Origin of the sequence: Vibrio sp. A1-1 (genome assembly GCF_021728175.1) — a bacterium.
Lineage (GTDB): Bacteria > Pseudomonadota > Gammaproteobacteria > Enterobacterales > Vibrionaceae > Vibrio > Vibrio diabolicus.
In genome coordinates this window covers 156,107-170,501 of the sequence record NZ_JAKKCL010000002.1, presented here as the reverse complement: position 1 = coordinate 170,501, position 14,395 = coordinate 156,107, and the positions used below count along the sequence as shown (strand labels likewise).

The 14,395-nt window shown below is 44.3% G+C and carries 14 protein-coding genes; 8 read left to right on the top strand and 6 right to left on the bottom strand.

Annotated elements, in window-relative coordinates:
- The first annotated feature begins 182 nt into the window (after positions 1 to 182).
- Positions 183 to 1,565 carry a cysteine--tRNA ligase gene (gene cysS / locus L3V30_RS04820; protein ID WP_005390902.1) on the top strand — a complete coding sequence of 461 codons (1,383 nt, stop codon included), beginning with the start codon at positions 183 to 185 and terminating at the stop codon, positions 1,563 to 1,565.
- 87 nt (positions 1,566 to 1,652) lie between these two features.
- Positions 1,653 to 2,231: a thymidine kinase gene (locus L3V30_RS04815; protein WP_005378154.1), complete on the top strand. Its 579-nt coding sequence runs from the start codon at positions 1,653 to 1,655 to the stop codon at positions 2,229 to 2,231.
- A 60-nt stretch (positions 2,232 to 2,291) separates the two neighbouring features.
- Here L3V30_RS04815 and L3V30_RS04810 read toward each other — a convergent pair whose 3' ends face one another.
- Genes L3V30_RS04810 through L3V30_RS04800 form a run of 3 tightly spaced genes read right to left on the bottom strand, consistent with a single transcriptional unit; the run spans position 2,292 to position 4,655 of the window.
- Positions 2,292 to 2,930 (bottom strand): YdcF family protein, encoded by a 639-nt coding sequence (locus L3V30_RS04810; RefSeq protein WP_104969280.1) that lies wholly within the window; start codon positions 2,928 to 2,930, stop codon positions 2,292 to 2,294.
- Positions 2,927 to 3,754, bottom strand: a complete 828-nt coding sequence (locus L3V30_RS04805) for an NAD-dependent epimerase/dehydratase family protein (RefSeq protein ID WP_161445668.1) — start codon at positions 3,752 to 3,754, stop codon at positions 2,927 to 2,929. The genes L3V30_RS04810 and L3V30_RS04805 overlap by 4 nt, the downstream gene beginning before the upstream one ends.
- A gap of 22 nt (positions 3,755 to 3,776) precedes the next feature.
- Positions 3,777 to 4,655 carry a LysR family transcriptional regulator gene (locus L3V30_RS04800; protein WP_005390908.1) on the bottom strand — a complete coding sequence of 293 codons (879 nt, stop codon included), beginning with the start codon at positions 4,653 to 4,655 and terminating at the stop codon, positions 3,777 to 3,779.
- 89 nt (positions 4,656 to 4,744) lie between these two features.
- On the opposite strand from L3V30_RS04800, the gene L3V30_RS04795 reads away from it, so the two are divergent.
- A complete protein-coding gene (locus tag L3V30_RS04795) occupies positions 4,745 to 5,203 on the top strand; it encodes a PACE efflux transporter (RefSeq protein ID WP_237308456.1) in 459 nt (152 codons plus the stop codon).
- Positions 5,204 to 5,239: 36 nt separating this feature from the next.
- Here the strand turns inward: L3V30_RS04795 and L3V30_RS04790 are convergent, their stop codons facing one another.
- Positions 5,240 to 5,473 carry a TIGR02647 family protein gene (locus L3V30_RS04790; RefSeq protein ID WP_005378148.1) on the bottom strand — a complete coding sequence of 78 codons (234 nt, stop codon included), beginning with the start codon at positions 5,471 to 5,473 and terminating at the stop codon, positions 5,240 to 5,242.
- A 299-nt stretch (positions 5,474 to 5,772) separates the two neighbouring features.
- On the opposite strand from L3V30_RS04790, the gene focA reads away from it, so the two are divergent.
- Positions 5,773 to 6,633, top strand: a complete 861-nt coding sequence (gene focA / locus L3V30_RS04785; protein WP_005393324.1) for a formate transporter FocA — start codon at positions 5,773 to 5,775, stop codon at positions 6,631 to 6,633.
- A gap of 83 nt (positions 6,634 to 6,716) precedes the next feature.
- On the opposite strand, the gene L3V30_RS23950 is transcribed toward focA, so the two are convergent.
- The gene (locus tag L3V30_RS23950) at positions 6,717 to 6,842 is read right to left on the bottom strand and encodes a hypothetical protein (RefSeq protein ID WP_254903806.1); all 126 of its coding nucleotides are present in this window, start codon (positions 6,840 to 6,842) and stop codon (positions 6,717 to 6,719) included.
- Positions 6,843 to 7,208: 366 nt separating this feature from the next.
- Complete coding sequence (locus L3V30_RS04780; RefSeq protein ID WP_182036701.1) at positions 7,209 to 8,021, bottom strand: ABC transporter permease; 813 nt, start codon at positions 8,019 to 8,021, stop codon at positions 7,209 to 7,211.
- 462 nt (positions 8,022 to 8,483) lie between these two features.
- Here L3V30_RS04780 and torE point away from each other — a divergent pair, with 462 nt between their 5' ends.
- The 4 genes from torE to L3V30_RS04760 all read left to right on the top strand — a co-directional run bounded on the left by torE (position 8,484) and on the right by L3V30_RS04760 (position 14,325).
- Positions 8,484 to 8,663, top strand: a complete 180-nt coding sequence (torE, locus tag L3V30_RS04775; protein WP_005378141.1) for a trimethylamine N-oxide reductase system protein TorE — start codon at positions 8,484 to 8,486, stop codon at positions 8,661 to 8,663.
- 50 nt (positions 8,664 to 8,713) lie between these two features.
- Positions 8,714 to 9,898 (top strand): pentaheme c-type cytochrome TorC, encoded by a 1,185-nt coding sequence (gene torC / locus L3V30_RS04770; RefSeq protein ID WP_006742852.1) that lies wholly within the window; start codon positions 8,714 to 8,716, stop codon positions 9,896 to 9,898.
- 25 nt (positions 9,899 to 9,923) lie between these two features.
- Positions 9,924 to 12,386, top strand: a complete 2,463-nt coding sequence (torA, locus tag L3V30_RS04765) for a trimethylamine-N-oxide reductase TorA (RefSeq protein WP_041156583.1) — start codon at positions 9,924 to 9,926, stop codon at positions 12,384 to 12,386.
- A gap of 199 nt (positions 12,387 to 12,585) precedes the next feature.
- Positions 12,586 to 14,325, top strand: coding sequence for an alpha-galactosidase (locus L3V30_RS04760; protein ID WP_237308455.1), 1,740 nt, complete (start codon positions 12,586 to 12,588; stop codon positions 14,323 to 14,325).
- Positions 14,326 to 14,395 lie beyond the last annotated feature (70 nt).

Here is a 14,395-nt window from a genome sequence, read left to right as displayed (position 1 = left end):
GTGTTGAGCCCGAGATTCTAGCCTAAGTTCTAGTGCTTTAAAAACTCAGGAAGAGGAAATTCTTCGTTTTGTGCTTGAAGTTTAGCCGATTATCGTTTTATCGGTTAATTGCTATTACCTAACCAAGTCGGAGTTGATATACTCGACCTTCTTTTATTCATTCACAATCATAGATAGAGATCATGTTAAAGATATATAACACACTCACAAGACAGAAAGAGGAATTCAAACCAATTACAGCTGGCAAAGTCGGCATGTATGTCTGTGGAGTTACCATCTACGATCTCTGTCACATCGGTCACGGTCGCACTTTTGTCTCCTTTGACGTGGTATCACGTTACCTTCGTTACCTAGGTTACGATCTAACCTTTGTACGCAACATCACAGACATCGATGATAAGATCATCAAACGTGCGGCTGAAAATGGTGAGTCTTGTGACTCACTGACTGAGCGCTTGATCGGTGAAATGCACGCAGACTTCGACGCATTAAACATGAAGCGTCCTGATATTGAGCCTCGTGCAACCCAGTTTATTCCAGAAATCATCGAACTTGTTCAAAAACTGATTGAACGTGGTTTTGCTTACGTTGCGGATAATGGCGATGTAATGTTTGAGGTTCGCAAGTTTGACGAATACGGCAAACTGTCTAAACAAGATTTGGATCAGTTGCAAGCGGGCGCGCGCGTTGATGTCGAAACAGCCAAACGCAGCCCACTAGACTTTGTACTTTGGAAGATGTCTAAACCAGGTGAACCTACGTGGGAATCACCATGGGGCCCTGGTCGTCCAGGCTGGCACATTGAATGTTCTGCTATGAACTCTTCAATCCTAGGCGATCACTTTGATATTCACGGTGGCGGCTCTGATCTTCAGTTCCCACACCACGAAAACGAAATCGCGCAATCATGCTGTGCACACGACACTAAGTACGTAAATACTTGGATGCACAGTGGCATGGTGATGGTAGATCGCGAGAAGATGTCTAAGTCTCTAGGCAACTTCTTTACTATCCGTGACGTACTTGGTCACTACGATGCAGAAACGGTTCGTTACTTCCTTATGTCTGGTCACTACCGTAGCCAGTTAAACTACAGCGAAGAGAACCTAAACCAAGCACGCGCTTCGCTTGAGCGTCTATACACTTCTCTACGTGGTTTGGATCTAAATGCTGCTCCTGCTGGTGGTGAAGAGTATGTATCTCGCTTTACAGCAGCGATGAACGATGACTTCAATACGCCAGAAGCGTACTCAGTTCTGTTCGACATGGCGCGCGAAGTTAACCGTCTGAAAACAGAAAACCTAGAGAAAGCGAGCGAGCTAGGTGCGCTAATGCGTGAACTAGCAGATGTGATCGGTATTCTTCACCAAGATCCAGAAGCCTTCCTAAAAGGTGATGCAGGTAACGATGATGAAGTGGCTGAAATCGAAGCTCTTATCAAGCTGCGTAACGACTCTCGCGCTGCGAAAGATTGGGCGAATGCAGATATGGCTCGTGACAAGCTAACCGAAATGGGCATTGTTCTGGAAGATGGTCCAGAAGGCACAACGTGGCGTCGTAAGTAATTGAATTTTCAATTTTAAAGGGCTGATAATTCAGCCCTTTTATTTTCCATTTCCATAAATTAAAACTTTAACTTTAGGTAATGCTCTGTGGCTCAGATGTATTTCTATTACTCAGCAATGAATGCGGGTAAATCAACAACGCTTCTTCAATCCTCTTTCAACTATCAAGAACGCGGCATGACACCAGTTATTTTTACGGCTGCACTAGATGATCGCTTTGGTGTCGGTAAAGTGAGCTCTCGTATTGGTCTTCAATCTGACGCACACTTGTTTCGTCAGGATACCAATTTATATCAAGAGATCGCAGCTCTGAATGAGGTTGAGAAACGTCACTGTATTCTTGTTGATGAGTGTCAGTTCTTGTCGAAAGAGCAGGTTTACCAACTTACTGAAGTTGTTGATAAACTGCATATTCCAGTATTGTGTTATGGCCTTCGCACCGATTTTCTAGGCGAACTTTTTGAAGGCAGTAAGTACCTGTTATCTTGGGCAGACAAGTTGGTTGAGCTCAAAACGATCTGCCACTGCGGTCGCAAAGCGAATATGGTTATTCGTACCGATGAACATGGCGTGGCGATTAAAGAGGGCGATCAAGTTGCGATCGGCGGTAACGACAAATATGTCTCCGTGTGCCGTCAGCATTACAAAGAAGCACTCGGTAAATAATCCGTATTAATACAGAAAAGCCACCGTAATCGGTGGCTTTTTTTGTCTGCTAGAAAGGGCTTAGACTAAGTCAAAACCAAATCTCTCTAGCAAAACCTGGTAAGACGATTCGACTTGCTGAGGGATGTTCTGCTCGGTTTGAAATCCTTTCTCTGGATAGCTTTTTACACGAGAGAAATCTTCCATTAGTGCTTCTAGCACCATCATTAATGGCATGTCTTCATTAATATACTCAAAAAACGGATGAGCCGTAGAGCTTACTTGGAGCTGGGAGTAGGGTGACTGCCACTGTTTTTCAAATGTCGCTATAGCTCTGCGTTCCATAAATGGTTTTTGCACCAGAATAAACGATGAGCAATGTTTTCCTTCCTCTTTCAATCGCTGCTCAGTAAAGCGAACGTTTTCTCCACTGTTGGTGGATTCAGTTTCGAGCAAAATTGCTTCACTGGGCACACCTGACATCTTGGCAATCTCGGCAAAAGTTTCCGCTTCGCTTTTTTCAAACAGTCCATCGGTAAAACGACCTTCTCCCCCTGAAAATACAATCAAAGGCGCTAACTTTTGGTGGTACAGATTTGCTGCATGCTCTGCTACACGCACATCGTTACTGCACATCACAAACAAACAGTCTGCGGGTTTCAGCTCATGTTTGAGTTGCATGTAATCCCAAAGTGTTTCTATGTGTCGATAGAGTTTCATAGCGCGTCCAAAGTTGAGTTGAAATGAAATTGATAGCCAAGTGAGAGTAGTTTGTCTGCGAGAATGCGCTTATCTGTTTGTTCTGTGACTGGTGGAAGAGGTATCTCACTTTCGCTCTTATTTATAGCGGCTTGGTAGAACTCCGCCTTGCTGACGGTATGCGGTGTGGTCACGTTAATAACTTGGTTGCTTAAATTATCTAAAGCAAATTTGACCGCCGATACCGCATCATCTTGATGAAGCATATTAGCAGGCGCTTTACGACTGACTTGTTTTAGTCTCATTGCAAAGCGAGAAGGGTGCCTATCTGGGCCAATTAGCCCGCTACAACGCATAATGACGAAGCTAATATTAGAGTCGATAACATGCTGCTCGGCTTGTAGCATAATACGTGCATTGTCAGAGAAATAAGGGCTGTCGGCTGCTAAAGAGAGTGACGCATCTGCTTCTTCCATATCAGAAGCTAGGTTGGGATACACCGTTGTAGAGCTAATCATAACGAGCTTTTCAACGTTGTTTTGCTTTGCTGCGTTGGCGAGCATTTGCCATTGCTGAGCGTATTCTTGTCCGCGTCCTTTACGAAAACCAGGGGGAAAAGCACCGACAACGTGAGTAATTTGATGTTGCTTAAGCAACTCATCTAGCCGTTTCGCCGCGTTAAGTTGATTAAAATCGAATAATGCGGAGTGAGTTAATGAAGCGGGTAACTCGTTTAACCGAGCTTGGTTACGACGAGTAACGACAACGTGGTGTCCGTCTTTCATCAAAGTTTCTGCTAGCGGAGTTCCGAGCCAGCCTGCACCTACGATCAATGTATTTGCCATTTGGGTCTTCCTACTTACTTATTTATGTCTGCTCGAATAGATTGAGCAGCTCTGCTTTGGCTTGTTGATGGAGGGGATCTGAATGCCATTTCTGATGTTGAATAAGGTCAACATTGACTTGCCAAGCCAGCTTTGTGAAATCATCCCCAACTCTTTTCAGTGTGTTCGGTGAATACGCGACTAAGTGCTCTGGAAGAAAGCACCAACCAAACCCTTTATTCGCTAATTCCAACAAAATATAGTAGTTATCAGCGTACCAGATATCCGGGCTGAATGCTTGATTGAGACCACATGGCTCTGCGTTTTTGGAGCGTATGACCAGTTGACGATGTTGTTTGAGTTGATCAATGTGAGTGACGCGTTGCTGTGCCAGAGCGTGTGTTGAAGAGACATAGACATCGAACGCAATGTTACCAAGATTAGTGAAATCGATATGTCTTGGCATTTGTAAGTCACTCAAAATAATCCCAGTAGTGGCGCGCTCCGATTTGACCAATTCAATGATATCCGGACTTGAAGCTGTTAAGCATTCAACTTGCAAGTGTGGAAAGCGTTGCTCTAAATTTTTTAGCACGTCGGGCAAGCGAGTCAGAGGAATCCCTTCATCAATGGCTAAAACCAATTTATTAGTTGGTGTTGAAAAAAGCTGTGATGCTCTGTTGTTCAATCGGTCTAGTTGGCTGATTGCCGCTTGTGCATAAGGTATGAGCGCGAGGCCACTCTCGGTTAATTTCGGATATCGACCAGAGCGATCAAATAGATCAACACCACAGTCGACCTCCATATTTATGATGTGTTGGCTGACTACGGATTGAGCTCGCCCCAGTTTTCTTGCCGCGCCTGAAAATGATCCGGTTTCTGATGTAGCAATGAAAGCTTGCAGTTGTTCGATGGTAAACATATCGCTTTTGCCGATGGTATCTAACTTTTTGTTATCTGAATAATAGATAAAATTCTAAGCATTGAGTAGAACTATTTGGACAGAGAAATATGACTCGTAACGAACGAATTTTTCATGCAGTACTTTTTGAGTTAATCGCACTCGCGATCATTGTGCCAGCGGCTTCATTGATCACCGGAAAGGGATCGAGTGATCTCGCGTTAGTTGGGATTGGGTTGAGCATGTATACCGTTGTGTGGAATTACATCTACAACTTGTACTTTGATAAGTGGTTTGGAAGCAATCGAACTAAACGAAGTTTAGCGATGCGTTTTGGGCATACAATTGGATTCGAGGGAGGGTTGATCTTTATCTCTATACCCGTCATTGCTTGGTTCTTAGAAATTACGCTTCTCCAAGCTCTGTTGTTGGAAGCTGGCTTCCTAGTGTTCTTCCTATTTTATGCCACAGGCTTTAATTGGTTGTACGACAAGGTTCAGCCATTTAGCAAAATGAAAAAACGATTAGCACCGCAGGTTTCGGCAGGAACAAAATGCAGGGACCAATAAAAAACGCCACCGAATTCGGTGGCGTTTTTGTTCAAATTACACAGAAAGGACTCTTAAAATCTTATCCGCATGCTCTGCGACTTCAATACCTTCATCTGTTAAATAACCACCATCAGGCTGTGTACAAAGTTGCTTCTCGTATAGACGAGCAACGGCTGCCTGCATTTCTTCTGACGCGTCTGTATGAACTTTAATACCAGTTGCAGCACTACTTAAGTCGAACTGAAGAAGTAGGTTCAATTCGGCGATATGTTCAGCTGAATATTTCATAAATGATTCCTTTACGCTTTTTTTACCAAGCTAGTCTGAAAAGAAGAGTTGAGCAACATTAAACGATAAGAAGTGTTAAGTATGGCGCTATCAGGCTGATATAACGCAGGATCTTTGTTCGAAAGGCCGAATACTTGTTAAGTATCAATGATAGTTACGATTGCGAATGATAGTTGACCTTTATTGGTTGATCTCTCGATAACAACATTTTTAGTAAACATGTCAAATAGCGCTTGAAAAAGTAGGGAAATGGAGCGATTATCCGCGCCTCTTTAATTGTTTCTAAATGTTACACCACAATGAACTTCAATCAGTTTGACTCACTATTACCGCCTCAGGCTGCGGAACGCGCGGCTGAAGTGGGGGTAGGTAAAGCAACTAAAGCACCGATCAAATCTTTTTTATTGGCTATTTCTGCCGGACTTCATATTGGTATTGCGTTCATCTTTTACACCACGGTGACAACCGGTGCAGGCGACCTTCCATGGGGTATTACCAGGCTAATCGGTGGCCTAGCCTTCAGCCTTGGTTTGATTCTTGTTGTCGTTACAGGTGGTGAGCTTTTCACTAGCTCAGTATTAACATTGGTAGCGCGAGCCAGTGGAAAGATCTCGTGGCAAGCGCTCATCAAAAACTGGTTTGTGGTTTATTTCGGCAACATGGTTGGTGCTCTTTTGTTGGTAGCATGCATGTTGGTCACCAAGCAGTATATGTTTGATCACGGCCAAGTTGGCCTCAACGCGATGGCGATCTCTCAACATAAATTGCACCATGGTTTCTTTGCTGCAGTTGCGCTTGGCATCATGTGTAACGTGCTGGTGTGTATTGCTGTTTGGATGACGTTTAGTGGACGTACATTAACTGACAAAATAGCGGTCATGATTCTGCCAGTAGCTATGTTCGTGTCGGCAGGTTTCGAGCACTGTATTGCGAACATGTTCCAAGTACCCATGGCGATTGGAATCAAATATTTTGCACCGGAAGCATTTTGGCAAATGACAGGGGCGGATATTGCAAACTATGCGGACTTAAACATGATGGGGTTCATCGTAAATAACCTTATCCCTGTAACGATAGGGAACATCATTGGTGGCGGTGTATTCGTTGGTATGTGGTATTGGATGATTTATCTACGTGATGAAGACAAGCATTTACGATAAATCTAAAAGAATAAAAGAAAGGCGAGCCAAATGGTTCGCCTTTCTTTTATTCATGTCGATAAGTTTCACACAAATCGAGCGAGTTAAATCAGCTCTTCATTGATGCCAAAATCGGTTGGGAGCCAATGAGAAGTCACTTCCTTTGGTTCTTGAACGAGCCAGTCCAGAGGTGCATCGGATAGGAGTTCATCGTAATTTTCTTTGATCATTAAGACATCCATGTACGTCTCTCCAAGTTTGTGGTCACTATCTTTACTCTAAAATTAGAATATGTCAGGCAAGTGATCAAAGCATGACGATTAGATTGATCACTTATGCTGCTATGTTTCTTGTTGCGTATGGGTTTGGGGTGTTTATCCACATTTTCTGTGGATAACCTGTCTCAAAGGCCGTGCGTATCTAAACTTGCAAAGAAAATTTCATAAAATTAGAGGCTTATACTCGAGAGAATTCTGTCTGACTTTTCTCCAGAAAGCGTCTTGATGAATGTTGAAAGAATAGATGAGTGATTCAGTTAAAAGTGCGTTTGACTTGATAATACAAGCCCTTCAACTGGCTTTGTGCACACGCTTAAACTATCTATGAGTTTTGGTAGATTCTGGTTGTTGGATTTTTATTTTGATCCGGCCTTCTTTCGTTTGTACCCAGCTCAGTGTCATCTCCAGCGTAATAGCGACGGAGGTACTCAACATGACGAAAATAGCCAGCATAATCACCAACTGATATTTAATTGCAACCATCGGGCTTGCGCCACCTAGAATTTGACCAGTCATCATGCCTGGCAAGGTAACCAGCCCTGTAGTGGCCATAGAGGCTAAAGTTGGAGCAAGTGACTTTCTAAGGGCCTCTTGAATGAAGGGGAATGATGCATAACGAGGAGAGGCACCAAGTGAGATAGCAGCCTCGTATTCTGATTGTCTCTGTTCAAAAGCCGTAAATAAATTCTGCAGTGCGATGATGTTACTACTTAAGCTGTTACCCAATAGCATGCCCGCAAGTGGGATCATGTACTGGGCGTTGTAAATAGGGGATGGCTGCACTAGGCCTGCGGTAATCGCTATAAGAAGTGGAATTAGACCACAGGTTAAGCCTGTAAGAAGAGGAAGCATAAGTGGCTTTTTAGGCAGGCGAGCTTTTCCTGCAATTGAGCTTGCGCCAATCAGTAACATGATGGCAAGCCAAAGTATATTGACAAGTAAGCTGTTTAATTGAAAAAGATATTCTAAATACACGCCAATCAATATGAGCTGAAGTGTCATACGAATAACACTAATTATTGTGTCTTTCGCAATCCCTAATTTGTAGCGGGCATTAATAAAGAAGGGAACCAACAAAATCAGACCAAACAATGCCAGTTTGGTCCAACTTATATCCACCACGCTATCCATAATCGCTCCTCGAAAATCCGCGAATAATTGTAACTAAGCTCCTCCTTTATATGAACATCAATGTGCATTTTTTGATGTTCTCAACGTAAACCTTTAGCGCTATTCTTGTCATTATTTCGCATCATTTTATTCACAATTGATTATCTTTTGACGGGTTTTTAAGCCAATTTATGACCCGTTAATTACTATCCAAATGTAACTTATGTTTGGTAAATGTTGTCATTTTAACAATTGGTTAAAAGACTTATTTTGTCACATCTGTTCATGTTTTTTAATAAATAACATCAATCAATCACATCTCTGGATGAGCTCAAAAAAGTGTTGAATTACAAGGCCTGAGAGCTCTTATTTGATTGAACCTTACTATTAGTATGGTCTAACATTTTCCATTAGAGATTGTAAAAAACTTAAGCTTGGTGACGCGGGCTTTTCAATAACACTAGATACAAAATAGGCAAATGTATGAGTGATGTTAATAAAATTGAGAGTGGTGAAAAACGCTCCCTGGAGTGGAAGTCGTTCCTCTTCATTGCAGTTGTTCTCTTCCCAATTCTGAGTGTGGCTTTTGTCGGCGGTTACGGGTTCATCGTTTGGATGTTGCAAGTGTTCTTCTTTGGACCTCCAGGCGCGCACGGCATGTAAGCCTGTGAGCTCATAACCACACTTTTGAAAAGATTTTAAGAGAGCAAATAATGAAATCATTAATCATTAAACTGTGGCGTACCATGACGCGCCCAGCTGTACATATCAGCCTAGGTGTGCTGACTATGGGCGGCTTCATTGCTGGTGTTATCTTTTGGGGTGGCTTTAACACCGCTCTAGAAGCAACCAACACAGAAGAATTCTGTATTAGTTGTCACACAATGCGTGACAACGTGTACGTTGAGCTGCAAGAAACGGTTCACTGGAAAAACCATTCAGGCGTTCGTGCTACTTGCCCTGACTGTCACGTTCCTCATAACTGGACAGACAAAATTGCTCGTAAAATGCAGGCATCTAAAGAGGTATTTGCACAGGTATTTGGCAACTACGATGAACCTGGTGTTTTCGAAGAGCGTCGTATCGAACTTGCGAAACACGAATGGGATCGTTTCTCGGCAAACAAATCTTTAGAGTGTAAGAACTGCCACAACTACGAATCGATGGATTTCGAGCAAATGTCCCCAACCGCTCGTATCCAAATGAAGCAAGCAGCAGAGAAAGATCAAAGCTGTGTTGACTGTCATAAAGGTATCGCGCATAACCTGCCAGCAGGTATGGACAGCATCGGCGGTATCGTGGGTGACCTAGAAGGTATGACTTCAAATACAGATTACTCAGTAGGTCAGCAACTAGTGAGTGTTCGTCACCTACCTATTTACTTTGATGCACAAGGCACTAAAGAAGCCGGTCTTCTTAACCCAGCATCGACCGTTAAAGTTCTTGAAGACAAAGGCGAGTTTGTTGAAATCGAAATCGATGGCTGGCGTAAAGCGAAAGGCTTTGGTCGCGTAATTCAAGAAGACTTCGGTAAGAACATTGCGACTGCGTCTCTGATGAAAGAAGCAGCGACAGATAGCAACATTGTGACGACTGGTGAGAAAAAAGTGGATGAGCTAACAGGCCTTCCTTGGGAAAAAGTCGCGGCGAAAGTATGGATTAAGAAAGAGTCTATGCTGAACGACATCAATCCTGTTTGGGAAAAATCTCGTGAAGCGTACAAGACCAATTGTTCTGTATGTCACACTCAACCTGCGGAAGCGCACTTCGACGCGAACACCTGGCCAGGTATGTTCGACGGTATGTTGGCGTTCGTTAACCTAGATACAGACAGTGAAGCCCTGATCTTGAAGTATCTACAGAAACACTCTTCAGATTATGCTGAAGGTCATCACTAATAAGCGTCGGATTGGAGTAATTTAAATGGCTATTACACGAAGAAGTTTTCTTAAAGGTGTAGCAACCACAAGTGCAGCGTCAGTTATTGGTCCTAGCTTATTGGCGTCCGCCTCTGCCAATGCTGTTGAGACGACAGGTACTTGGAAAGTAACAGGTTCTCACTGGGGCGCGTTCCGCGCCCACATCTACGCGGGTAAAGTTCAAGAGATCAAACCGCTAGAGCTAGACAAAAACCCAACTGAAATGCTAAACGGCATCAAGGGCATTATTTACAGCCCTTCACGTGTGCGTTACCCAATGGTTCGTTTAGATTGGTTGAAGAAACATAAATACAGCGCGGATACTCGCGGTAACAACCGTTTCATCCGCGTGACTTGGGATGAAGCGCTAGATTTGTTCTACCGCGAACTAGAACGTATTCAAAAAGACTACGGTCCATGGGCGCTACACGCAGGTCAAACGGGTTGGAACCAAACAGGTTCATTCAACAACTGTACCGCGCACATGCAACGTGCAGTGGGTATGCACGGCAACTTCATCACGAAAGTAGGTGACTACTCGACGGGTGCAGGTCAAACCATCATGCCTTACGTACTTGGTTCAACCGAAGTTTACGCACAAGGTACGTCTTGGTCTGAAATCCTAGAGAACTCTGACAACATCGTTCTTTGGGCTAACGATCCAGTGAAAAACCTTCAAGTAGGTTGGAACTGTGAAACGCATGAGTCGTTCAAGTACCTAGCACAACTAAAAGAAAAAGTAGCGAAAGGTGAGATCAACGTTCTGTCTGTAGACCCAGTGAAGAACAAGACTCAGCGTTACTTAGAGAACGATCACTTGTACATCAACCCGCTAACAGACGTAGCGTTCATGCTTGCTGTGGCGCACGTACTGTACAACGAAGACTTGTACGATAAGAAGTTCATTGATACTTACTGTCTAGGCTTTGAAGAGTTTATTCAATACGTTCAAGGTAAGACAAAAGATAAAGTAGAGAAAACACCAGAGTGGGCTGCGGCTATCTGTGGCGTGAAAGCGGACAAGATTCGCGAATTCGCGCGTATGCTAGTAAGTGGCCGTACACAGATCCTGATGGGTTGGTGTATCCAGCGTCAAGAGCACGGTGAGCAACCATACTGGGCGGCGGCTGTGGTTGCGGCAATGGTTGGTCAAATCGGTTTACCTGGCGGTGGTATCTCTTACGGTCACCACTACTCAAGTATCGGTGTACCTTCAACTGGTTTCGCGGGCCCTGGTGGTTTCCCTCGTAACCTTGACCAAGGTATGAAGCCGAAGTGGGACAACAACGACTTTAACGGTTACAGCCGTACTATCCCAGTTGCACGTTGGATCGACTGTCTGCTTGAGCCAGGCAAAGAGATCAACTACAACGGCGGTAAAGTGAAACTGCCAGACTTCAAGATGATGGTGATCTCGGGTTGTAACCCATGGCACCACCATCAAGATCGTAACCGTATGAAGAAAGCGTTCCGCAAACTTCAAACGGTTGTAACGATCGAGTTTGCTTGGACTGCAACATGTCGTTTCTCGGATATCGTTCTACCTGCGTGTACGCAATGGGAACGTAACGACATCGACGTATACGGTTCATACTCGAACAAAGGTCTGATTGCAATGCATCGTCTCGTCGATCCATTGTTCCAATCTAAGCCTGACTTCCAAATCATGAGTGAACTAACTCAGCGTTTTGGTCGCCGCGAAGAATACACTCGTGGTATGAGCGAGATGGAATGGATCGAAAGCCTATACAACGATTGTAAGAAAGCGAACGAAGGTAAGTTTGAAATGCCAGAATTCAACGAGTTCTGGGAGAAGAGCGTACTAGACTTCGGTGAAGGTAAACCTTGGGTTCGTCATGCGGACTTCCGTAAAGACCCTGAGCTTAACCCACTAGGTACGCCGTCTGGTTTCATCGAGATCACGTCTCGTAAGATCGGCCGTTACGGCTACGAACACTGTCAAGAACACCCAATGTGGTTCGAAAAATCAGAGCGTTCACACGGTGGCCCTGGTTCAGATAAATACCCATTCTGGTTGCAGTCTTGTCACCCAGACAAGCGTCTGCACTCTCAGATGTGTGAATCTGAAGAGTTCCGTGCAACTTACGCGGTGCAAGGTCGTGAGCCTGTTTACATCAACCCAGCGGATGCGAAAGCGAAAGGCATCAAAGACGGTGACTTAGTGCGCGTATTCAACGGTCGTGGTCAGCTATTAGCTGGTGCTGTTCTTACTGACAGCTACCCACGTGGCGTTATTCGTATCGAAGAAGGTGCATGGTACGGTCCTCTAAACGAGAAAGAGGGCGCAATCTGTACTTACGGTGACCCTAACACGCTAACGCAAGACATTGGCTCTTCTGAACTTGCGCAGGCGACTTCTGCGAACACATGTATCGTAGACTTCGAGAAGTTCACCGGCAAAGTACCGCCAGTGACTTCATTCGGTGGTCCAATCGAAGTTGCTTAATTAATGCAATTCACATCAATCGAAATACCAGCCTTCGGGCTGGTATTTTTTTAACCAAAATTTCAGTGAGCGTTATCTCAATAATAAATTTGTGACGCTAAACGACAGTAGGATTCGTGACGTTGATAACGAATTGGGTGGGACAAGCAGGGGATAATGAACCAAGCTAAACAATAATAATTAAGTGAGTAGACTCTTTATGGCTCAGAGCATTCAATTGGCAAATCACATTGAGATCACTGTGAATAACAAAGACCTCCAAGTTGAAGTTGAGGGGAATCAATTACATTTTTCTTTTGCTGGGCTTCACAATAAAACGTTTACCGACCGTGAAGTGTTGTTTGAGATGCCGTTTTTATACGAGCACGAGGCCAATGTGATTGGCGATGGCTTCCAAATGCTGGCGCAAACAGCGGGAACGGTTAGCTATCCCGTTGATATTGGTCGCTGTCCAGACAACAACCCTTCTTATCGAATCTATCCCAAAGATGCCCCTAAGCGTTACTACAACTATTTAGTGGTGGAAGGCTCGGCTGGCTATACCTTGTTTGGCTTTACTTCATGTCACCGTTTTGCGGGCTATTTTGATGTTGTACTGAGTGATGGACATTGGGTTTTATCGGCCGCGATTGATGGTGAGTTTACTCAAGTGGCGGATTGGGAAAGTAATCAACTTGAATCCGTGGCGGTACTCTGCGGCCAATCTCTGTCTGAGCTTTATCAAATCTATGGAGAGATGATTGCAGAGCATCATCCTGTTCGCCAAGGTGTGACACAAGATGCGCCTGTCGGTTGGTGTTCGTGGTATGCCTACTACGCAGACGTGACAGAGCAAAACATCATGCAGAACGTTGATTGCATGCAAGATAAGCTTGAAGACCTAGAGTGGGTACTTCTGGATGATGGCTATCAAGCCTTTATGGGCGATTGGTTAATCCCATCGGATAAGTTTTCTGGTGGTGTGAAAGAGCTCATTCATAGTATCCGTGCAAAAGGCAAAAAGCCGGCAATTTGGATGGCACCCTTTATTGCTCAACCTGAGTCGGAGATCTTCAAACAACACCCAGAGTGGTTTGTTCGTCACAAAGATGGAAGCTTACTTAAAGCAGAAGATGTCACATACGGTGGTTGGCGCTGCACGCCTTGGTACATACTCGATACCTCAAATCCAGAAGTGCAAGACCATCTGACGAATGTGGTCTCTGTCATGAGACAAGAGTGGGGCGTTGAATTGTTCAAGCTAGACGCGAACTATTGGGGCACCTTGAAAGGTGTGCGTAAACAATCTGGTATTACAGGCGTTGAGGCGTATCGCTTAGGAATGGAAGCGATTGCTAAAGGCGCTGGTGATGCGTGGCTTTTAGGTTGCAACGCGCCAATGTGGCCATCTCTAGGGCTTGTGGATGCAATGCGTGTTTCTGATGACGTAGAACGCCATAGTCGTCGTTTCGAGCAGATAGCCAAAGAAACCTTTTACCGTAGTTGGCAGCATCGAAAACTGTGGCAAATTGATCCGGATTGCGCGACATTCACGTCATTAGCTAATCAAGCCGCATCCAGAGAAGAGTATGAATTTCATCGCACGGTGTTATTGGCGTGTGGTGGTTTGCTGCTTTCTGGCGATCCGCTCCCTGAGATTACGCCATTTGCAAAGAAGACATTGGCTAAGCTCATGCTACGTCAACAACGTAACCAAGAGTCAGCAAAGTTCACGGCTTTGAGTTTAAATCATGCGTTTTTAAAACTAACGACGAAGAATGACCTTCACTGCTTGTTTAACTATGCCAGCTACGGGGCGATGGAATTTACGCTGACGTCTGATCAACCGATGGATTGGTATGATTACTGGACAGGAGAAAAGCTAAACCAAGAACCTTGTCAGTTATTAATGGTTAGCGTTGATAAAGGGTTAAATGCGAAAGCGATCGTTACGGCATAACGTGAACCAAATCGTTCGATTATAAAAACAAGAAAGGAGCCTACTGTGGCTCCTTTTTCGTTTTGACGTC

Bases quoted from the DNA above. Each gene is read 5' to 3' on its own strand.
- cysS (WP_005390902.1), top strand. From the start codon at position 183: ATGTTAAAGATATATAACACACTCACAAGACAGAAAGAGGAATTCAAA.
- L3V30_RS04810 (WP_104969280.1), bottom strand. From the start codon at position 2,930: ATGAAACTCTATCGACACATAGAAACACTTTGGGATTACATGCAACTC.
- L3V30_RS04805 (WP_161445668.1), bottom strand. From the start codon at position 3,754: ATGGCAAATACATTGATCGTAGGTGCAGGCTGGCTCGGAACTCCGCTA.
- L3V30_RS04800 (WP_005390908.1), bottom strand. From the start codon at position 4,655: ATGTTTACCATCGAACAACTGCAAGCTTTCATTGCTACATCAGAAACC.
- L3V30_RS04795 (WP_237308456.1), top strand. From the start codon at position 4,745: ATGACTCGTAACGAACGAATTTTTCATGCAGTACTTTTTGAGTTAATC.
- L3V30_RS04790 (WP_005378148.1), bottom strand. From the start codon at position 5,473: ATGAAATATTCAGCTGAACATATCGCCGAATTGAACCTACTTCTTCAG.
- focA (WP_005393324.1), top strand. From the start codon at position 5,773: ATGAACTTCAATCAGTTTGACTCACTATTACCGCCTCAGGCTGCGGAA.
- L3V30_RS23950 (WP_254903806.1), bottom strand. From the start codon at position 6,842: ATGATCAAAGAAAATTACGATGAACTCCTATCCGATGCACCTCTGGAC.
- L3V30_RS04780 (WP_182036701.1), bottom strand. From the start codon at position 8,021: ATGGATAGCGTGGTGGATATAAGTTGGACCAAACTGGCATTGTTTGGT.
- torE (WP_005378141.1), top strand. From the start codon at position 8,484: ATGAGTGATGTTAATAAAATTGAGAGTGGTGAAAAACGCTCCCTGGAG.
- torC (WP_006742852.1), top strand. From the start codon at position 8,714: ATGAAATCATTAATCATTAAACTGTGGCGTACCATGACGCGCCCAGCT.
- torA (WP_041156583.1), top strand. From the start codon at position 9,924: ATGGCTATTACACGAAGAAGTTTTCTTAAAGGTGTAGCAACCACAAGT.
- L3V30_RS04760 (WP_237308455.1), top strand. From the start codon at position 12,586: ATGGCTCAGAGCATTCAATTGGCAAATCACATTGAGATCACTGTGAAT.